Origin of the sequence: Actinokineospora auranticolor, from assembly GCF_041897805.1 — a bacterium.
Classification (GTDB): Bacteria; Actinomycetota; Actinomycetes; order Mycobacteriales; family Pseudonocardiaceae; genus Actinokineospora; species Actinokineospora auranticolor.
Genome location: NZ_CP154825.1, coordinates 5055977 through 5078868 on the forward strand (window position 1 = coordinate 5055977; position 22892 = coordinate 5078868).

General features: G+C 75.6%; 1 protein-coding gene. It reads right to left on the reverse strand.

Translation table 11 applies throughout. The annotated features are described in order from the left end of the window. Positions 1-12: 12 nt before the first annotated feature. Complete coding sequence (locus V5P93_RS22180; protein WP_245931233.1) at positions 13-22785, reverse strand: type I polyketide synthase; 22773 nt, start codon at positions 22783-22785, stop codon at positions 13-15. Positions 22786-22892 lie beyond the last annotated feature (107 nt).

Consider the following 22892-nt stretch of genomic DNA (forward strand, 5'->3'; position numbering starts at 1 on the left):
CGGGCCCCCTCCTCAGCTCTCCAGTTCGCGGTCGAGCAGGGCGAACAGCTCGTCGGCGTCGGCGGCGTCCACCTCGGTGTCGGTCTCCGGCGCCGCGGGCGCGGCGTGGTCGGGGACCAGGTCGGTGAGCAGCGCGGCGACCAGCTCGACCGCGGTGGGGTGGTCGAACACGAGCGTCGCGGGCAGCCGCACCCCGGTCGCGGCGGCGAGCCGGTTGCGCAGCTCGACCGCGGTCAGCGAGTCGAAGCCGAGGTCGTCGAAGCTGCGCTCGGGGTCGACGCGGTCGGCGGAGCCGTGCCCGAGCACGGCCGCTGCGGCCCCGGTGACCAGGTCGAGCAGGGTGTCGACGCGGTCGGCGGGGGTCTGCGCGGCCAGCCGGTCGGCCAGCGGCACCACCTCCACCTCCGCGACCCGGGCCCGGGGCTTCGCGGCCGGGACGAGACCCCGCAGCAGCGCGGGTACGCGCTTCGGGTTGGCCCGCAGGGCGTTGAGGTCGAGCTTGATCGGGACGAGTTCGGCGCGGCCGGAGGCCAGCGCGGCGTCGAGCATGGCCAGGCCGTCGGCCTCCGACAGCGGTCGCAACCCGGCCGACGCCAGCCGCCGGACGTCCACTTCGGACAGCGCGCTGGTCATGCCGAACTCGGTGGTCCACGGCCCCCACGCCAGCGCGGTGGCGGGCAGGCCCCGGGCGCGGCGGGTGCGGAGGAAGGCGTCGAGGGCGGTGTTGGCGGCGGCGTAGTTGCCCTGCCCCGCGCCGCCGAGCAGGCCCGCCGCGCCGGAGAACACGACGAAGCGGCGCAGGTCCATGTCGAGGGTGAGGTCGTGCAGGGCGCGGGCGCCGTCGAGTTTGGGGGCGAGGACGGCGGCGAGTCGATCCGGGGTCAGACCGGCGGTGACGGCGTCGTCGACGACGCCCGCGGTGTGGAACACGGCCGCGAGGTCGCCGACCTCGGCGATGACCTTGGCCAGCGCGGCGCGGTCGGTGACGTCGCAGGCGAAGACCCGTATCCGGGCGTCGAGGTCCGTGGGTGCCTCACCGCCACTACGGCTGATCAGCACGAGGTCGCGGACGCCGTGCTCGGTGACGAGGTGCCGGACCAGCCGCGAGCCGATGCCGCCGGTCCCGCCGGTGACCAGGACCGGGCGGTCGTCGAGCGGGGCCGGGACGGTGATGACCACCTTGCCGATGTGGCGGGCGGCGGCCATGTGGCGGAACGCGGCGGACAGGTCGCGCGCGGGCCGCGCGGTGACCGGCAGGGCCGCGATGTGGCCGTCGCGCAGCAGCCGCGTGATGTCGGCCAGCATCTCGCGGATGCGGTCCGGTCCGGCCTCGACGAGGTCGAAGGCGCGGTAGCGGACGCCATCCGGGGAGCGGATGTCGGTCTTGCCGAGTTCGATGAACCGGCCGCCGGGGCGCAGCAGGCGCAGCGAGGCGTCGATGAACTCGCCCGCGAGGGAGTTGAGGACGACGTCGACGGGGGCGAAGCGGTCCGCGAAGGCGAGGTCCCGGGACGAGGCGAGGTCGGTGGCGGCAAGGTCGAGGGCGGCGTGCTTGGCCGGGCCCGCCGTGCCGACGACGTGGGCGTCCCAGTGCCGGGCGAGGTGGACGGCGGCCATGCCGACCCCTCCGGCGGCGGCGTGGACGAGGACGCGTTCACCCGCGCGGAGCCCGGCGAGGTCGTGGAGGGCGTAGTAGGCGGACAGGTAGGCGATCGGGATGGTGGCGGCGTCGGTGAAGGACATCCCGTCGGGGATGGGGGCGAGCAGTCGGGCGTCGGCGACGGCGGAGGTGGCGAGCGCGGCGGGGAACATGCCGAGCACCCGGTCCCCGGGCGCGAGTCCGTCCACATCGGACGCGACCTCGGTCACCACCCCCGCGCCCTCGAGCCCGAGCGGTGCCGGGTCGCCCGGGTACATGCCCAGCACGGTGAGCACATCGCGGAAGTTGAGGCCGGTGGCGCGTAGCGACACCCGGACCTCACCGGACACCAGGGGCCTGGGTTCGGCGGGAGCGACGCCGATCCCGTCCAGCGAACCGGTGTCGTCGTGGACGGCGCGCCACTCCCCGTCGGGCAGCGCGGGCGGCTCGACGACGCGGGCCAGGCGCGGGGTGTAGGCGCGTCCGGCGCGGACGGCGACCTGCGGCAACCCGGAGGCCAACACCTCGGCGGGCACGTCCCCGCTGTCGACGTCGACGATCGCGACGCGACCCGGTCGTTCGGTGATGACCGACCGGATCAGCCCCCACACCGCCGCGCCCGCGACGTCGATCGGCGCCTGCCCGACGCTCACGCCGTCATCGACCTCGACCGCGCCTCTGGTCACCACTACGAGCCTGGAGTCGGTGTCGTGGGCGAGGTGGGCTTGGACTGCGGTGAGGACGCGGGTCAACTCGGCGAGCGGATCGGTGCCGGTCACCGACAGCGTCACAACGTCGACGGGCGTCCCGGCGACCGGGTCGCACGCCTCCCAGTCCAGTTCCAGCAAGGGCGCCGCGGGGGCGGGGCGGTCCGCACCGAGTTCACGCATGACGACGCCGCGCGCGGTCAGCACGGGCGCGCCGGTCGCGTCGGCGGCGGAGAGGGAGACGGTGTTGGTCGCGGTTGCGGCGACCCGGACCCGCAGGTGCCGCGCGCCGACGGCGTGCAGGGTGACGCGGTCCCAGGAGAACGGCACCCGCGCGCCGCCCTCGGAGACGAACACCAGTCCTTGCAGCGCGGCGTCGAGCAGCGCCGGGTGCACGGAGAACTCGTCGGCGTCACCTTCGGGCAGGTCGACCTCGAGGAACGCCTCGGTCGGGGTGCGCCAGGCGGCGGTCAGTCCTTGGAAGACCGGGCCGTAGGCGAAGCCTCCGGTGGCGTAGTCGGCGTAGAAGTTCGACAGGTCAACGGGTTCCGCGCCCGCGGGCGGCCAGGTGCCGACCGGGTCCGGTGTGCCGCCGGGGCCGAACTGGCCGGTGGCGTGGGTGGTCCACTCGTCGGTGTCGTCGCGGCGGGAGTGGACGCGGACCGTGTCGCCGTCGACGAGCACCTGGATCCGCACACCGCCGTCCTCGGGCAGCACCAGCGGCGCGGCGAGGGTGAGTTCGGCGAGTCCGTCGGCGCCGACGAGGTCGCCCGCGCGGAGCGCGAGTTCGAGGAACCCGGTGCCGGGGAACAGGATCCGGTCGCGCACGCGGTGGTCGGCCAGCCACGGGTGGGTGCGGGTGGACAGGCGCCCGGACAGCAGCCAGCCGCCGTCGGCCAGTTCGACCACGGCCCCCAGCAGGGGGTGCCCGGCGGCGCCGAGCCCGGCCGCCGTCACGTCGCCGACCCGCGCGGCGGGCGTGGGCCGGAACAGTTCCCGCTGGAACGGGTACGTCGGCAGGTCGACCCGTCGAGCGCCCAGGCCGTCGAACACCGGCGCCCAGTCGACCTCGACCCCGCGCACCCACAGCGCGCCCAGCCCGGCGAGCGCCGCGCGGTCCTCCGCGATCCCGTCCCGGACCAGCGCGACGACTCCCGGCGCGCGGCCGTCGGCGATCTCGTGGACGGCCGACGACAACACCGCCCGCGGCGCGATCTCGACGACGGTGTCGATGCCGCGGTCGAGGGCCGCGGTGACGCCATCGGCGAACCGGACGGCGTCGCGGACGTGCCGGACCCAGTAGTCGGGGTCGGTCAGCCCGGTCGCGTGGGTGCCGGTGTGGTCGGAGATCACCGGCGTGGTCGGCTCGCGGTAGGTGAGGCTCGCGGCGACGGCGGCGAACTCGGCGAGCACGGGTTCCATCAGCGGCGAGTGGAAGGCGTGGCTGACGGTGAGCCGCTTGGTCTTGCCGCCCCGGGCCGCGACCTCGGCGGCGATGGCGGCGACCTCGTCCTCGACACCGGAGATCACGACCGACGACGGCCCGTTGACCGCGGCGACGGACACGCCGTCGGTGAGCAGCGGGACGACCTCGGCCTCGGTGGCGCGCAGGGACACCATGGCGCCGCCCGCCGGGAGCGCCGCCATGAGCCTGCCGCGCGCGGCGACGAGCGCGCAGGCGTCCGCCAGCGACCAGACACCGGCGAGGTAGGCGGCGGTGATCCCGCCGATGGAGTGGCCGAGCAGCACCTCCGGGGTGACTCCCCAGGAGGTGAGGAGCCCGTGCAGCGCGACGCCGTGGGCGAACAGGGCGGGCTGGGTCAGGTCGGTGCGGTCGAGGTTGTCGCCGGTGCGCGCGGCTTCGGCGACGGCCGGGTCGAAGTGCGCGAGGACCTCGTCGAACGCGGCGGCGAAGACGGGGAACCGGGCGCGCAGGTCTTGGCCCATGCCCGCGCGTTGGGCGCCTTGGCCCGCGAAGACGAACGCGACCCGGCGGTCCCCGGTGGCCCGACCGCGCGCGGTGGGCGCGTCGAGTCCGGCTCGGAGTTCATCGAGGCTCGCGCCGACGACGACGGCGCGTTCGGTGAGGGCGGCGCGGGAGGTGGCCAGGGAGTACCCGAGGTCGGTGGCGGTCCCGTCGACCGCGCGCAGCCGCGCGGCCTGGTCGGTGAGCGCGTCGGCCGTGCGGGCCGAGATCGGCCACGCGACCAAGGCGTCCTCGGCGTTGCCGGGCTCCGCATCCGGGCCTTGTTCGAGGATGACGTGCGCGTTGGTGCCGCTGATGCCGAACGACGACACCCCGGCGCGGCGCGGCCGGTCGACGTCCCAGGCCCGGGACTCCGCCAGCACCTCGACGGCGCCGCCGGACCAGTCGACCTCGGTGGACGGCGTGCCGACGTGCAGGGTGGCGGGCAGCACGCCGTGCCGCATGGCCTCGACCACCTTGATCACCCCGGCGACCCCGGCGGCGGCCTGGGTGTGGCCGATGTTCGACTTCACCGACCCCAACCACAGCGGCTCGGCGCGGTCCTGCCCGTAGGTGGCGAGCAGCGCCTGGGCCTCGATCGGGTCGCCGAGACGGGTCCCGGTGCCGTGCGCCTCCACGGCGTCCACCTCGGACGGCCGCAGCCCGGCCTCGGCCAGAGCGCGGCGGATCACCCGCTGCTGCGACGGCCCGCTCGGCGCGGTCAGCCCGTTCGACGCGCCGTCGGAGTTCACCGCCGAGCCCCGCACGACGGCCAACACGGGGTGCCCGTGCCGTTGCGCGTCGGACAGGCGCTCGACGACGAGCATCCCGGCGCCCTCGGACCACCCGGTGCCGTCGGCCGCGTCGGAGAACGCCTTGCACCGGCCGTCGGCGGCGAGCCCGCTCTGCCGGGAGAACTCGACGAGCGAGCCCGGCGTGGCCATCACGGTCACGCCGCCCGCCAGCGCCAGGGTGCACTCGCCGCGCTGGATCGCCCGCGCGGCCCAGTGCAGCGCCACCAGCGACGACGAGCACGCCGTGTCCACGGTGACCGCCGGGCCTTCCAGCCCCAGGACGTAGGCCACCCGGCCGGACAGGACGCTCGCGGCGTTGCCGGTCATCAGGTGTCCCTCGCCGACCTCGCGGGACTCGACGAGCAGTGTCGTGTAGTCCTGCCCGTTGCTGCCCGCGAAGACGCCGGTGTCGGTGCCGCGCAACGAGGTCGGGTCGATGCCCGCGCGTTCCAGCGCCTCCCAGGCGGTCTCCAGCACGAGCCGCTGCTGCGGGTCCATGGCCAGGGCCTCGCGCGGGGAGATGCCGAAGAAGTCGGCGTCGAAGGCGAAGGCGCCGGTGAGGAAGCCGCCCTCGGCGGTGTCGCTGGCGCCGGCGAGCAGCGTGTCGAGGGGCCAGCCCCGGTCGGTGGGCAGCGGGCCGATCGCGTCGGTGCCGGTGCGCACCAGGTCCCACAGCCGCTCCGGGCTGTCGACGCCGCCGGGGAAGCGGCAGGCCATGCCGACGATGACGATCGGGTCGGTGTCGGACGCGGCCTGGACGACGGTTTCCGCGGGCTGGTCCGTGTCGTCGCCGAGTTGCGCGCGCAGGTAGCGGCCGAGCGCCGTCGCGGTCGGGTAGTCGAAGATCAGGGTGCTGGGCAGCCGCAGGCCCGTGGCGGCGGTGAGCCGGTTGCGCAGGTCGACGGCGGTGAGCGAGTCGAAGCCGAGATCCGAGAACGCGCGGCGGGGTTCGACGGCGTCGGCGCTCGGGTGGCCGAGAACGGCGGCGGCCTGGGCGCGGACCACGTCGAGGACGGCGCGTTCGCGGTCGGCGCCGGTGAGCCCGGCGACCTTGGCGCGCAGGTCCCCGGCGTCGGCGGGCCGTTCGACGGCGGTCTGGGCGGCTTCGGGCAGTTCGGCGAGCAGCGGGCTGGGGCGCAGCGCGGTGAAGGCGGGCGCGTAGGTGGCCCAGTCGACGCCCGCCACGGTCAGCGTCGGGGTGCCTGCGGCGACGACGGCGAGCAGGGTGTCGACGGCGGCGTCCGGCGCCAGGACGTGGATGCCGCCCCGGCGCTGCCGGTCGGCGACTCCCCCGGCCATGCCCTCGTCGGCCCAGGGGCCCCAGGCGATGGAGGTGGCGGGCAGGCCGAGTCCGGCGCGGTGTTCGGCGAGCGCGTCGAGCCCGGCGTTGGCGGCGGCGTAGTTGGCCTGGCCGGGGCCGCCCCAGACGCCTGCGGTGGAGGAGAACAGGATGAACGCGTCGAGGTCGCTCGTCAGCTCGTGCAGGTGGCGGGCGGCGGTCCACTTGGGTTCGACGACGGCGGCGAGCCGTTCGGGGGTGAGCGCGCCGACCACGCCGTCGGCCAACACGCCTGCCGCGTGGACGACGGCCCGCAGCGGGAACCGGGCGGGGATCGCGGCGAGGGTGGCGGCCAGGGCGTCGCGGTCGGCGGCGTCGCAGCGGGCGACGGTGACCTCGGCGCCCAGTGCCGCCAGCTCGGTGACCAGATCGGCCGCGCCGTCGGCGTCGAGTCCGCGCCTGCTGAGCAGCAGGAGGTGTTCGGCGCCCGCACCGGCGAGCCTGCGGGCCAGCCGCGCGCCGAGCGCGCCGGTGCCGCCGGTGATCAACGTGGTGCCGGTGGGCCGCCAGGTGTCGGTTCCGGTGGCGCGGCCGGGGGCGCGGACGAGCCTGCGGCCCAGTGTCCCGGAGGCGCGGACGGCGACCTGGTCCTCGCCGTCGTGTCCGGCCAGCACGGCCGCGACCCGGTCGCCGGTGCGGGGGTCGGGTTCGGCGGGCAGGTCGATCAGGCCGCCCCAGCGGCCGGGGTTCTCCAGCGCGACGACGCGGCCGAGTCCCCAGACCAGCGCCTGGTCCGGTGCGGTGACGCGGTCGCCGTCGCGCGCGGCGACGGCCTCCCGGGTCAGGCACCACAGCGGGGCGGCTGCCCCGGCGTCGTCGAGGGCCTGCACCAGGGCGAGCGTGGTGACCAGGCGGTGGTCGAGGGCGAGCAGGGACAGCACGCCGTCGAACTGCCGGGCCGCCAGCAGGTCCGCGAGGGTGGCGCGGTCGGGGGCGTCGACGGGCAGGGTCGCGAAGGACAGGCCGGTGGCGGTGAGCGAGTCGAGGACGGCGGTGAGCCACGGGTCGCCGTCGAGGGTGGCGGGGACGACCGCGAGCCAGGTGCCGCCCGGGACGCCGTTCCGCTCGGCCAGGGGCTGCCAGCGGACGCGGTAGGCGCGGTCGTCGGCGTCGTGGCGTTCGGCCTGGCGCTTGCGCCAGTCGGCGAGCGCGGGCACGACCCGTTCCCACGGGGTGTCGGGTGTGACGCCGATGAGGCGGGACAGGTCCGCGGTGTCGGTGTCGGCGACCGACGTCCAGAACTCGGCGGCGACGGTGTCGACCACCGGGCCGGAGCCGAGGGTGGGCCAGTAGCGGTCGCGCTGGAACGGGTAGGTCGGCAGGTCGACGCGCGTGCCGGGGGCGGCCGGGGCCAGGTCGACGTCGACGCCCCGCACGTGGGCCTCGGCGAGGGAGCGCAGGAACCGGTCGAGGGAGCCCTCGTCGCGGCGCAGTGAGCCGATGACGGCGGGTTCGCGGTCGAGGTCGAGCGCGTCGGTGGTCTGCCGCACGGCCATGCCCAGCACGGGGTGCGGGCTGAGTTCGACGAACGCGTCGAAGCCCTGGTCGAGCAGGGCGCGGGTGGCGGACTCGAACCGGACGGTCTGCCGCAGGTTCCGGTACCAGTAGTCGGCGTCGAGCGGGCGGTCCAGCCAGGCATCGTCCACTGTGGAGTAGAACGGGATCTCGGCGGGCCGCGGGTCGAGGTCGGCGAGGACCTCGCGCAGTTCGGTCTCGATGCGTTCGACGTGCGCGGAGTGCGAGGCGTAGTCGACGGGGACGCGGCGGGCGCGCGAGTCGGTCCCGTCGCAGTGCGCGATCAGCTCGTCGAGGGCGTCCGCGTCACCGGCGACGACGACGCTTTCGGGTCCGTTGAGCGCCGCGAGGGAGATCCGGCCGTCCCAGCGGGCGATGAGGTCGGCGGCGCTGTCGGGGTCGACGCGCAGCGACACCATGCCGCCCGCGCCGCTGAGCGCGCCGAGTGCCCTGCTGCGCAACGCGACCACCTTGGCCGCGTCCTCGAGGGACAGGGCGCCCGCGATGTGCGCGGCGGCGATCTCGCCCTGCGAGTGGCCGACCACGGCGGCGGGGTGGACGCCGTGCGACTGCCAGAGGCGGGCCAGCGACACCATGACCGCGAACAGCGCGGGCTGCACCACGTCGAGCCGGTCGAGCGCGTCGGCCCGGGTGAGCGCGTCCCGCAGCGACCAGTCCACGTGCGGTGCCAGCGCCCGTTCGCAGGCGTCGATGCTGTCGGCGAACACCGGCGACGACGCGAGCAGTTCCACGCCCATCCCGACCCACTGGGCCCCTTGCCCGGGGAAGACGAACGCGGTCTTGCCCGTGAGGTCCGCGAGCCCGGTGACCACGGCGTCGGCCTGCTCACCGACGGCCAGGGCCCGCGCTCCGGCGCGCAGCGACTCGGCGTCGGCGGCGACCACGACCGCGCGGTGCTCGAACCGGGTGCGGGTGGCGATGAGCGAATGCGCGACGTCGCCGAGGGGAGCGTCCACAAGCGACAGCAGGTGGCTCGCTCCGGCGCGTAGGGCGGTGGCGGTCCTGGCGGACAGCGGGAACGGGGTGGGGCCGTCGAGCGGGGTGCCCGGGTGTTCCGGGGCGGGTTCGGCCTCTTCGAGGATGACGTGCGCGTTGGTGCCGCTCATGCCGAACGACGACACCCCGGCGCGCCGGGGGTGCCCGTTGGCCGCCCAGTCGCGGGGTTGGTCGAGGAGCCGGACGGCGCCCTCGGTCCAGTCGATGTGCGGGGACGGCTCGGCGGCGTGCAGGGTGCGGGGCAGCCGCCCGTGCCGCAGCGCCTCGACCATCTTGATCACACCCGCGACCCCCGCCGCGGCCTGCGGGTGCCCGATGTTGGACTTCACCGACCCCAGCCACAGCGGCCGGTCGTCGGTGTGTTCGCGACCGTAGGTGGCGAGCAGCGCCTGCGCCTCGATGGGGTCGCCGAGGGTGGTGCCGGTGCCGTGCGCCTCGACGGCGTCGACCTCGGCGGCCGTGAGCCCGGCGGTGGCCAGCGCGCGCTGGATGACCCGCTGCTGCGCGGGCCCGTTGGGCGCGGTGAGCCCGTTGGAAGCGCCGTCCGAGTTGACCGCCGACCCGCGCACGACGGCCAGCACGGGGTGACCGTTGCGGCGGGCGTCGGAAAGCCGTTCCAGCACGAGCATGCCCGCGCCCTCGCCCCAGCTGGCCCCGTCGGCCCCGGCACCGAACGCCTTGCTGCGGCCGTCGGGCGCCAGGGCCCGCTGACGGGAGAACTCGATCAGCGATCCGGGGGTGGCCATGACCGTGACACCACCAGCGAGCGCGAGCGTGCAGTCGCCTTGGCGCAGCGAGTGGCAGGCCCAGTGCAGCGCGACCAGCGAGGACGAGCAGGCGGTGTCGACGGTGACGGCCGGGCCCTGGAGTCCGAGGGTGTAGGCGAGGCGGCCGGACAGCACGCTGGGCGAGTTGCCGGTGCCGAGGAACCCCTCGAAGCTGTCCGTCGCGGACAGCAGGAGCGTGGTGTAGTCCTGGTAGGTCACCCCGGCGAACACGCCGGTTTGCGTGCCGCGCAGGGATTCGGGGTCGATGCCCGCGCGTTCGATCGCCTCCCAGGAGGTCTCCAGCAGCAGCCGCTGCTGCGGGTCCATGGCGGTGGCCTCGCGCGGGGAGATGCCGAAGAACCCGGGGTCGAACAGACCGGCGCCGTGCAGGAAGCCGCCTTCGCGGGCGTAGCAGGTGCCGGGGTGGTCGGGGTCGGGGTGGTAGAGCGCGTCGAGGTCCCAGCCCCGGTCGGGCGGCAGGGAGGTGATGGCGTCGGTGCCCGCGTCGACCAGGTCCCACAGCGCGGCGGGCGAGTCGGCGCCGCCGGGGTAGCGGCACCCCATGCCGACGATGACGATCGGGTCGTCACCATCCACCGCGCGCACCGCGACCCGAACGGGCCCGGTGTCCTCCCCGTCGAGCAGGCCCCTCAGATGCCTGGCAAGAACCAGCGGAGTCGGGTGGTCGAACACCAGGGTCGCGGGCAACCGCACCCCCACCGCCGCGGCGAGCGCGTTGCGCAACTCCACCGCGGTCATCGAGGTCACCCCCAACTCCGAGAACGCCCGCTTCGGCTGGATGTCCTCGGCCCGCTCGTACCCCAGCACGGCGGCGGCCTCGGCCCGCACCACCGCGAGCAGCGCCTCTTCCCGCTCCCGCTCAGCCAACCCGCCCAGTCGCGGGGCGCTCCCGGTCGCGGCGACCGGGCGCTCAACCACCTTCTTCTCCGCGACGGACTCGACCACCGGGACCGCGTCGTCCGGCGCGGGCCGCAGCACCAGCGACTCGGCCGCGAACACCGGGTTGCCCGCCGGATCCGCCGCCTCCACCCGGTACGTGGTCTCGCCCCCGGTCGGCCGCAGTCGAACCCGCAGGTCCGTGGCCCCGGTCGCGAACAGCTCCACCCCGGTCCAGACATACGGCAACCGCCGCTCGGGCTCCCCCTGCCCCGCGACAAACCTCAACGCGTGCAGCGCCGCGTCGAGCAGCGCCGGGTGCAGCCCGAACCCGCTGACGTCCCGCCCGTCCTCAGGCAACGACACCTCGGCGAACAGCTCGTCACCGGCCCGCCACACCCGCCGCAGCCCCCGGAACAGCCCGTCGTACTCCGAACTCTCGTACACACCGTCGACATCCACCGCCTCCGCCCCACGCGGCGGCCACTGGACCAGGTCGAACCCGGCAACCCCACCGGAGGTCAGCACGGCCGTCCCGTGATGCGTCCAAGCCGCCCCGCGCCGGGAATGCACGACAGCCGTCCGTGCCCCGGCCGAGTCCGGCCCACCCACGGACACCTGCAGGTCGACGTCGCCATCCACCACCAACGGCGCCCCGAGCACGAACTCCTCGACCCGCGACACCCCCACCCGATCCCCCGCGATCAACGCCAGCTCAAGGAACCCGGTCCCGGGGAACAACACCCGCCCGGCAACCCGATGCCCCGCCAACCACGGGTGACCCCGCAACGAAAGCCGATGCGTCAACAGGACCCCGGAGTTGTCCACAGCCCCACCGGTCACGCCCCCGGTTTTGTCGGCCCCCGCCGCTAGACTCGATTCCGGGGGCCGGCGGCCGCCCACCTCCGGCACGACACCGGAAACACCGGCAGCCGACCCACCGGCGACAGGCACCGCCACGGGCAGCAGTTCCCGTCCGGTCTTCTCCTGCCCGTTCCCCACCACCGCCGTGCCGGTCAGCCAGTAGTCCCGGCGCTGGAAGGCATACGTCGGCAGATCGACCCAAGTAGCCGGGCCCGCCATCGCCGCGAGGTCGACCGCCACTCCCCCGACGTGCAGCCGCGCCACGGCCGCGTCCAGCGCGGCCCGCTCGTCCCGGTCCCGGCGCAGCGTCGCCACCACCAGCGACTCGTCCGCGTCGACCAGCGCCGACAGCACGGCGTCCGGCCCGACCTCCACGAAGCAGTCGACGCCCGCGGCCCGCAGCGACCGCACCCCGTCCGCGAACCGCACGGTCCCGCGCACGTGCGCCACCCAGTAGTCCGGCGTCCGCAGGTCGTCCCCGGCCGCCGGCGCGCCGGTGACGTTGGAAACCACCGGCAAAACCGGCTCCCGGTACGTCACCCGCGCCGCCACCGCCCGGAACTCCGCCAGCATCGGCTCCATCAGCGGTGAGTGGAACGCGTGCGACACCCGCAACCGCCGCACCCGCCGACCCAGCCCCCGCACCTGCTCCGCCACAGCCTCGACACCGTCGGCCACCCCGGACAGCACAACCGCGCGCGGCCCGTTCACCGCCGCCACGGCCACCCCGTCGACCAGCGAAAGCTCGTCCACATCGGCCTCGACAGCGATCATGGCCCCACCCACGGGCAACGCCTGCATGAGCCGCCCCCGCGCCGCCACCAGCGCGGCGGCGTCAGCCAGGTCGAGCACCCCCGCGACATGGGCGGCCGTCAGCTCACCGATCGAGTGCCCACCGACATAGGCGGGCCGCACACCCCAACTCCCCAGCAGCCGCACCAGCGCGACCTCGACCGCGAACAGCCCGGCCTGCGTGTACACGGTCTGGTCGAGCAGCTCACCACCGTCGAACACGACCTCGCGCACCGACCGGTCCAGGTGCCGGTCCTGGTGCCGGTCCAGCTCCGCGCACACCTCGTCGAACGCCGCCGCGAACGCCGGGTGCGCCGCATACAGCTCCCGCCCCATCCCGGCCCGCTGCGCACCCTGACCGGAGAACAGGAACGCGACCGTGCGCGGCGCATCAGCACTACCGACCACCACATGCGCGGCAGGCACACCGTCAGCAACCGCCCGCAAACCCCGAGCGAGATCACCACGGTCACCCGCGCGGACCAGCGCCCGCTCCTCAAAGGAAGCCCGCCCCGCCGCCAACGCCCCCGCGAGCGCGCCCGCTGTCAGCTCGGGCCGCGACTCCACCAGCTCCAGCAGCCGAGAAGCGTTATCCCGCAACGCCTCCGGAGTCCGCCCCGACACCGGAATCAACCCACTGTCCACAACAGACATAAGGTCGCCATCGACCGCGGGCGCCTCCAGGATCACGTGCGCGTTGGTCCCGCTGACCCCGAACGCCGACACACCCGCCCGCCGGGGCCCGGCGGAGTCCCACTCGACCGACTCGCTCAGCAGCCTGATCGCCCCGGACGCCCAGTCCACGTGCGGGGTCGGGGCGTCGATGTGCAGGCTGCGCGGCAGCACCCCGTGCCGCATGGCCAGCACCAGCTTGATGATCCCCGCCGCGCCCGCCGCCGCCTGGGTGTGGCCGATGTTCGACTTCACCGACCCCAGCCACAGCGGCCGGTCCCGGTCCCGCCCGTAGGTGGCCAGCAGCGCCCCGGCCTCGATCGGGTCGCCCAGCACGGTGCCGGTGCCATGCGCCTCCACAACGTCCACATCGGACGCCCGCAGGCCGGCGTTGGCCAGCGCCTGCCGGATCACCCGCTGCTGCGACGGCCCGCTCGGCGCGGTCAGCCCGTTGGACGCCCCGTCCGAGTTCACCGCCGAGCCCCGCACGACCGCGAGCACGCGGTGCCCGTGCCGCCGCGCGTCGGAGAGCCGTTCGAGCAGCAGCATGCCCGCGCCCTCGGCCCACCCCGTGCCGTCGGCGGCGGCGGCGAACGACTTGCACCGGCCGTCGGCGGAAAGCCCGCGCTGCCGGGAGAACTCGACGAACGCGCCCGGTGTCCCCATCACGGTCACGCCGCCCGCCAGCGCCAGCGAGGTCTCCCCCGCCGCGAGCGCCCGGCACGCCAGGTGCAGGGCGACGAGCGAGGACGAGCACGCGGTGTCGACGGTGACCGCGGGCCCCTCCAGCCCGAGCGTGTACGCGACGCGTCCGGACAGCACGCTGCCCGCGCCGCCGGTCATCAGGTACCCCTCGGCGCCCTCCGGCACCTCGGTGACCCCCGCGCCGTACCCGGACGCGCCCGCGCCGACAAACACGGCCGTGTCGCTGCCGCGCAGCGTGGACGGCACGATCCCGGCGCGCTCCAGCGTCTCCCACGCGGTCTCCAGCACGAGCCGCTGCTGCGGGTCCGTGGCCAGCGCCTCGCGCGGGCTCATGCCGAAGAACGGCGCGTCGAACCCGGCGGCGGCGACGAAGCCGCCGGAGCGCGTGCTGGACTTGCCCGCCGCGTCCGGGTCCGGGTCGTAGAGCCCGTCGAGGTCCCAGCCCCGGTCCTCGGGGAACCCGCCGATCGCGTCGCCGCCCGCCAAGACCAGGTCCCACAGCCGTTCCGGGCTGTCGACGCCGCCGGGGAACCGGCAGGCCATCCCGACGATCACGATCGGGTCGTCGGCCACGACCGCGCGGGCCTCGACCGGCGCGAGGTCGGCGCCGAGCAGGTGGTCGGCCAGCGCGGCGGGGGTCGGGTGGTCGAACACCAGGCTCACCGGCAGCGGCAGCCCGGTGCGCGCGGCCAGCGCGTCCCGGAACTCCACGGCCAGCAGTGAGTCGAAACCCAGTCCCTGGAACGTGTCGTCACGGCCCACGGCGACCGGGTCGGTGTGCCCGAGCACCCCGGCGGCCGCGCGGCGGACCAGGTCGAGGACGTGCCGGTGTCGTTCGACCTCGGTGCGCCCGGCCAGCTCGACGGCCAACGCGGACTCCTCGACGGGCGCCGCGGCCGGTCGGGGCAGGAGTTCGGCCAGCAGCGGGCTGGGGCGGGAGCTGGTGAACAGTGGTCCGAAGCGGTCCCAGTCGACGTCGGCGACGACGATCTCGGCGGGCCCGGCGGCGGTGAGCGCGGGCAACGCGGCTTCCGGGTCGAGCAGGCGCAATCCCCGCGCGGCCAACCGGTCCGCCGCGCCTTCCCTGGCGGCCATGCCCGCGCCGGCCCACGGTCCCCACGCGAGTGACACGGCGGACTGTCCCCGGGCGCGCCTGCGGGCGGCGAGGCCGTCGAGGTGGGCGTTGGCGGCGGCGTAGGCGGCCTGCCCGCCGCTGCCCCAGGCGGCGGCGACCGAGGAGAACAGGACGAAGGCGTCGAGGTCGGGCAGCAGCGCGTCGAGGTGGTCCGCGCCCCGGGCCTTGGCCGCCGCCACCTCGGCGAGCCCGGCCGCGTCCAGGTCGGTGACCGGGGTGTCGACGGCGATCCCGGCGGCGTGCACCACGGCCCGGATCGGCCCGATCTCCGCGATCAGCGCCTCGACCTGGGCCCGGTCGGCCACGTCGCAGGCGCGCGCGGACACCCTGGCGCCGAGTCCGCTCAGTTCGTCGACGAGTTCCGGCGCGACCCGCCCGGACCGGCCGACCAGCACCAGGTGCTCGGCGCCGCGCGCGGCGAGCCATTTCGCGACCTGGGCGCCGAGCCCGCCGGTGCCGCCGGTGATCAGGACCGTGCCGGTGGGCTGCCAGGTGGTGCCGTCGAGGTCGAGGCGGGTGAGCCTGCGGCCGAAACGGCCGCTCGCCCGAACGGCGACCTGGTCCTCGTCGCCCGCCAAGGTGGCCAGCACCCGGTCGGCGATCCCGTGGTCGAGGTCGGTCAGGATGTCGATGAGCCCGCCCCAGCGGGACCCGACTTCGAGGGCCGCGACCCGGCCGAGACCCCAGATCTCGGCGGCTCCCGGGTCGACCGGATCACCGGCGACCGCGGCGACCGCGTTCCTGGTCACGCACCACAACGGCGCGTCGATCCCATCGGCGGCCAGCGTCCGTAGGGCATCGGCGACCGCAGCCGCGTCGGTCGGCTCGTGGACGACTCCCGCGAACTCGCCGTCGGCGGGCAGGGTGACCGCGTCCAGTCCGCGCGCGCGGAGCGGTTCGGCGAGGTCCGGGTCGAGGACGAGCCAGCGGCCCGACGGGACCCCGTTGCCGGACAACGGTTTCCACTGGACCTGGTACGCGAGCTGGTTGCCTTGCGGACGGCGGCGGGGCCAGTAGCGCGTGGTCTGGAAGGCGTAGGTGGGCAGGTCGACGCGGCGCGGCTGGTCGGTGGCGAAGACCGCGGGCCAGTCGGCGCTCACCCCGGTGACGTGGAGTCGGCCCAGCGCGGCGCGGAGCAGGTGGGGTTCGGACGCGTCGCCGCGCAGCAGCGGGATCGCGACAGGCAGGGCCTCGGCGGCCATCGCGCTGAGCGCGCCGCCGGGGCCGACCTCCAGCACGCGGGTGATCCCGCGCTCGGCGAGGGTGGTCAGGACGTCGGCGAACCGGACCGGGCGGCGGGCGTGCTCGACCCAGTACCCGGGCGCGGTCAGGTCGGCGTCGCCGCCGGTGACCTCGGAGATGACCGGCAGGGTCGGCGCGGTGAGGGTCAGGGTGCCGAGGACCGCGCGGAACTCGTCCAGCATCGGGTCGACGAGCCGCGAGTGGAAGGCGTGGCTGACCCGGAGTTCCCTGGTGCGGTGGCCCCGATCGGCCAGCACGGCCGCGATCGCGCGGACCGCGTCCGCCGGGCCGGACAACACGACCGACCGCGGGCCGTTGACCGCCGCGATGTCGACGTCCGCGCCCTCCAGCAGCGGCAGCACCTCGTGCTCGGACGCGGCCACCGACACCATCGCCCCGCCCTCGGGCAGGGCCTGCATGAGTCGTCCGCGCGCGGTCACCAGCTCGGCGGCGGCGTCGAGGTCGAGGACCCCGGCGACGTGGGCGGCGGTGATCCCGCCGATGGAGTGCCCGGCCACGACGTCGGGCCGCAGTCCCCACTCGCCCAGCAGCCGGAAGAGCGCGACCTCGACGGCGAACAGCGCGGGCTGGGTGAACTCCGTGCGGTCGAGGTCCGGGCCAACCAGGAGCTCGCGCACCGGTCGGGGCAGCCGGGGATCGAGGTGCGCCGCGACCTCGTCGAACGCGTCGGCGAAGGCGGGGAACGCCGCGTGCAGGCCGGCGCCCATGCCCGCGCGTTGGGCGCCTTGCCCGGGGAACACCACGGCGAACCCGCCGCCGGAGGCCGAACCGAGGACCGTCCCGGGTTCGCGGTCCCGCAGGGCGCGCAGCCCGCGCACCAGGTCGCCCCGGGTGTCGCCCGCGATCGCGGCCCGGTGGGGGAAGTGGGTCCGCGAGATCGCCAGGGCGAAGCCGATGTCCTGAGTGGACGATTCGGTGGCGCCGAGCAGCCGGTCCGCCTGGGCCCGCAGCGCGTCCTCGGTCCGCCCCGAGAGCAACCACAACGCGGGCCGGTCCGCCACCGCGGGGACGGATTCCGGTTCCACGGATTCCAGCACCACGTGCGCGTTGGTGCCGCTGACCCCGAACGCGGACACCCCGGCCCGGCGCGGACGGCCGCGCGCCGGCCACGGCACCTCGTCGGCCAGCACTCGCACCGCGCCCGCGGCCCAGTCCACGTGCGGTGTGGGTTCGTCGGCGTGCAGGCTGCGCGGGGCGATACCGGCGGCCATGGCCAGCACCACCTTGATCACCCCCGCCACGCCCGCGGCGGCCTGGGTGTGGCCGATGTTCGACTTGACCGACCCGATCCACAGCGGTTCCGCCCGGTCGCGGCCGTAGGCGGCCAGCAGCGCCTGGGCCTCGATGGGGTCGCCCAGGGTGGTGCCGGTGCCGTGCGCCTCGACCACGTCGACGTCGTCGGGGGTGAGTCCGGCGGCGGCGAGCGCGTCGGCGATGACCCGCTGCTGGGCCGGCCCGTTGGGGGCGGTCAGGCCGTTGGAGGCGCCGTCGGAGTTGATCGCGCTGCCGCGCACGACCGCGAGGACCGGGTGACCGTTGCGGCGCGCGTCGGAGAGCCGTTCGAGCACGAGCACGCCGACGCCCTCACCCCAGCCGGTGCCGTCCGCACCCGCGCCGAAGGGCTTGCAGCGGCCGTCGGCGGCAAGGCCGCGCTGGCGGGCGAACTCGGCGAACGCGGCGGGGGTCGACATGATGGTCGCGCCGCCGGTCAGCGCCATGGCGCACTCGCCGCGCCGCAGCGAGTCCGCCGCCAGGTGCAGGGCGACCAGGGAGGACGAGCACGCGGTGTCGACGGTGATGGCCGGGCCGCGCAACCCGAGGGTGTAGGCGAGGCGGCCGGACACGACGCTCGCCGCGTTGCCGGTGCCCGCGTGGCCGCCGAGGTCGTCGTCGGACGTGGCGAGCACGGCCGGGTAGTCCTGACCGTTGGTACCGACGAACACGCCGACGCGTGCGCCGCGCAGCCCGGTCGGGTCGATGCCCGCCCGTTCGACGGCCTCCCATGCGGTGTGCAGCAGCAGGCGCTGCTGCGGGTCCATGGCCAGGGCCTCGCGCGGGGAGACGCCGAAGAACCCGGCGTCGAAATGGGTGGCGTCGTGCAGGAACCCGCCCTCGTGGGCGTAGTCGCCGGTGGTGGTCCAGCCGCGGTCGTGGGGGAACGGGCCGACGGCGTCGACGCCGTCGGCGATGAGCCGCCAGAACTCGGCGGGCGTGGTGACACCGCCGGGGAACCGGCAGCCGATCCCGACGATGGCGATGGGGTCGTCCACGACGGCGACCGTGGCGGTGGCCACCGCGGCCGACTCGCCGGTCAGCAGCCCGTCCAGGTGGGCGGCCAGCTCGGCGGGGGTCGGGAAGTCGAAGACGAGTGTCGCGGAGAGAGACAGGCCGGTGGCGGTGGCGAGCCGGTTGCGGAACTCGACGGCGGTCAGCGAGTCGAACCCGTTCTCCCGGAAGGACAACGCGGCCTCGACGCGCTCCGGGCCGTCGTGTCCGAGCACGGCTGCGGCCTCGGCGCGCACCAAGTCGGTGAGCGCGGCGACCCGGTCCGGTCCGGTGAGGTCGATCGGGTCCGCTTCCGGGGCGGGGAGTTCGGCGGCGAGCGGGCTGAGGAAGCCGCGAGTCCTGGGACCGGCGGTGGCCGGGACGAAGCGGGACCAGTCGATGTCGGCCACGACGACGACCGGGTCCGTGGCCCCGATGGCGGCCGACAGGGCCGCGCACGCCGTCGCCGGGTCCATGGCCGGGGTGCCCGCGCGGCGGAGCCGGTCGGCGACGCGGCTGTCGGCGGCCATGCCGGTGCCCGCCCACGGTCCCCACGCGACAGCGGTCGCCGGGAGTCCCACGGCGTGCCGGGCACGGGCGATGGCCTCGAGCGCGGCGTTGGCGGCGGCGTAGTTGGCCTGCCCGGCGGAACCGGCGGTGGCGGCCAGGGAGGAGAACAGCACGAACGCCGACAGCGGGTGGTCGCGGGTCAGCTCGTCGAGGTGGCGGGCGGTGTCGACCTTGGGGCGCAGCACGGCCGCGAACCGCTCGGGGGTGAGCGCGGCGAGGACGCCGTCGTCGAGGACCCCGGCGGTGTGCACGACGGCGCGGAGCGGGACGTCGTCGGGGATGGCGTCGAGGAGGGCGGCCAGCTGGTCGCGGTCGGCGGTGTCGCAGGCGACGAGGCTGACGCGGGTGCCCAGGGCTCGGAGTTCGGCGGCGCCGGGGGCCCGGTCGCCGCGGCGGCTGGCGAGCAGGATGTGCTCGGCGCCCCGGTCGGCGAGGTGGCGGGCGACGTGCGCGGCGAGTGCGCCGGAGCCGCCGGTGATGAGGGTGGTGCCGGACCAGTCGTGGTCGGCGGCGGGGAGCGGGTGGCGGGTCAGGCGTTCGGCGTGGACACCGGTCGCGCGGATCGCGAGGCGTCCGTCGGTTCCGGTGAGGCAGCGGGCCAAGTGGCGGCCGTCCCAGTCGTCGGGCAGGTCGAGGAGGCCGCCCCAGCGGTCCGGGGTCTCCAGGGCGATGGTGTGCCCGAGGCCCCAGGTGCTCGCCTGGACCGGGTTTTCGGCCGCGCCCCGGGTGACCAACCACAGCGGGACGGCCGTGGGCAGGTCGGCGAGGGCGGCGTTGGCGACGAGGCCCGTGGGGACGCCGGGGTGGTCGGGGTGCGGGCGTTCGTCGAGGGCCAGCAGGGAGATCACGCCCGCCAGGCCGTCGATCCCGGCCAGTTCCGCCGCGGTGGCGCGGATGGCGGTCGCGCCCGCCTCACCGAGGGCCGCCTCGATCCGGGCGGCGAGTTCGTCCTCTTCGGACAGTACGGCCCAGGTGCCGGTGAGGGCGCCGGGCGTTCGTTCGGCGGGGAGGGGTGCCCACGTGGTGCGGTACGTCCAGCGGCCGATGGTGTCCTGGTCGCGGCGGGAGTCCAGCCAGCGGGTCAGCAACGGGAGGGCGGTGCCGAGGGAGCGTCGTTGGTCCTCGTCGGCACCGAGCAGGCGGCTGAGGCCGTCGGCGTCGCGCAGCGCGTCGGCCAGGTCGTGGTCGGCGGCGCGCGGGGGCTCCGCGGGCAGCCAGAAGTGGTCGCGGGCGAAAGCGTGGGTGGGCAGGTCGGCGGGGTCGACCCCGGCGAAGGTCGCGGCCCAGTCGACGGGGACGCCGTCGACGTGCAGGCGGGCCAGCGCGGTGACCAGGGCCTTGGTCTCGGGGACGGCCGAGCGGGACACGGGGACGACGAGCGCGCCGTCGGTGGCTTCCTCGACCAGGCCGGTGAGCGCGGCGGAGGGGCCGATCTCGACGAACCGGCGCGCGCCGCGCTCGACGAGGAACCGGACACCGTCGCCGAAGCGGATGGCCTCGCGCACGTGCCGCACCCAGTAGTCGGGGGTGTGCAGCCGGTCCGCGATCTCGCCGGTCAGGCCGGAGACCACCGGCAGCTCGGGTTCGCGGTAGTCGACGGTCTCGGCGACAGCGCGGAACTCGTCGAGGATCGGGTCCATGTGCGCGGAGTGGAACGCGTGGCTGACGCGCAGCCGGGTCACGCGGTGGCCGAGGTCGGCGGCGCGGCGGGCCACGTCGGCGACGGCGTCCTCGTCGCCGGAGACGACGGTGGAGGCCGGGCCGTTGACCGCGGCGATGGAGACCGCGTCCCCCAGGAGGGGCAGGACGTCGGCCTCGGTGGCGCGGATCGAGACCATGGCGCCGTCGGCGGTGACCGCGCCCATGAGCCTGCCCCGGGCCGCGACGAGCCGGGCGGCGTCGGCGGCGGAGAACACCCCGGCGACGTGCGCGGCGGCGAGTTCGCCGATGGAGTGGCCGAGCAGGTGGTCGGGCCGGAGTCCCCGGCTTTCCAGGAGCCGGTAGAGCGCGACCTCGTAGGCGAACAGCGCGGTCTGGGTGTGGTCGGTGCGGTTCAGCAGTTCGGCATCGGCGCTGCCCGCCGACGCGAACATGACCGCGCGCGGGTCGTGTCCGGTGGCCGCGGTCAGGTGCTCGGCGAGTTCGTCGATGGTCGCGGCGAAGACCGGTTCGGCGGCGTACAGCTCGGCGCCCATGCCCGCCCGCTGCGCCCCTTGACCGGAGAACAGCGCGACCACGGACCCGCTCCCGGCGACGCCGGCGGGGACCACCGCGGCCGACGGCCGCTGCTCGGCGATGGCGCGCAGCCCGGCCCGCAGGTCGTCGAGGCTCGTGCCGACCACGGCGGTGCGGTGCGGCAACGCGGCCCGGGTCGTCGCCAACGCCGCCGCGACCGCGACCGGGTTGGCGTCGACCTCGTCGAGGAACTTGGTGGCCTGCCGGGACAACGAGGCAGCCGTGCGACCCGAGAACACCCAGGCGACGGGCCGCTCGGCCGGAGCCGGTGTGTCCGGTGTGGCCTCGGCGGCCTCGGCGGCCTCGAGGATGACGTGGGCGTTGGTGCCGCCGACACCGAAGGCGGAGACGGCGGCGCGGCGGGGTTCGCCGGTCTCGGGCCAGGGGCGGTTGGCGGTGAGGAGTTCGACGTGGCCCTCGGTCCAGTCGACCTGCGTGGTCGGGGTGTCGGCGTGCAGGGTGCGGGGCAGGGTCGCCGCGCGCAGCGCCATGATCGCCTTGATCAGGCCCGCGACGCCCGCCGCGGCCTGGGTGTGGCCGATGTTCGACTTCACCGACCCGAGGTGGAGCGGCCGGTCCTCGGTGCGGTCGCGGCCGTAGGTGGCCAGCAGGGCCCGCGCCTCGATCGGGTCGCCGAGCACCGTCCCGGTGCCGTGCGCCTCGACGAGGTCGACCTGCCGCTCGGTCAGCCCGGCCGCGGCGAGGGCCTGGCGGATCACGCGGCGCTGGGCGGTGCCGCTGGGGGCGGTCAGACCGTTGGAGGCGCCGTCGGAGTTCACCGCGCTGCCCCGGATCACCGCGAGCACGCGGTGGCCCCGCCGCACGGCGTCGGACAGCCGTTCCAGCACCAGCACGCCCGCGCCTTCGCCCCAGCCGGTGCCGGTGGCGTCGGCCCCGAAGGCGCGGCAGCGGCCGTCGGCGGCGAGGCCGCCCTGCTTGGCGAACTCCTGGAACGCCGTCGGCAGCGCCATGATCGTGACCCCGCCCGCGAGCGCGGTAGCGCACTCCCCGCGCCGCAGCGCCTCGACCGCCAGGTGCACGGCGACCAGCGACGACGAGCACGCGGTGTCCACGGTGACGGCGGGTCCGGTGAACCCCAGGGTGTAGGCGACGCGCCCGGACAACACGGCCCCGGAGCCGCCGGTGAGCAGGTGTCCCTCGGTGCCGTCGGGGGCGGCGCCGGAGCCGTAACCGGACGGTCCGGCGCCGACGAACACGCCCGTGCGCGAGCCCTTCAGCGTGGTGACGTCGACCCGGGCGCGTTCCACGGCCTCCCAGGCCAGTTCCAGCAGCAGCCGCTGCTGCGGGTCCATCGCCAGCGCCTCGCGCGGCGACACGCCGAAGAAGCCCGGGTCGAACGCGCCCGCGTCGGCCACGAAGCCGCCCTGGTGCCCGGCGAGCGCGGCGAGGTCCCAGCCGCGGTCGCCGGGCAGGTCGCCGATCGCGTCGGTGCCCGAGGTGACCACGTCCCACAGCCGCTCCGGGGTGACCGCGCCGCCGGGGAACCGGCAGGCCATGCCGACCACCGCGACCGGCTCGGCGGCGCGGTCCTCGACGGCGCGCAGCCGGTCCTTGGTCTCGGCCAGTTCGGCCGTGACCCGGCGGAGGTAGTCGCGGAGCTTCTGTTCCTGTGTAGTCGGCATCAGACCCTCTGTGACATCGCGAGATCGCGTGGCTTGCTCGCGGGTCACCGTAAGGTCGGGGCCGCTTGGGTAGTCCCCAGTCGATCTAGGGGATCACCTGGGTGCGC

What these genes read in the sequence shown, in the direction of transcription:
- V5P93_RS22180 (WP_245931233.1), bottom strand. Translation starts at nt 22,785, where the DNA reads ATGCCGACTACACAGGAACAGAAGCTCCGCGACTACCTCCGCCGGGTC.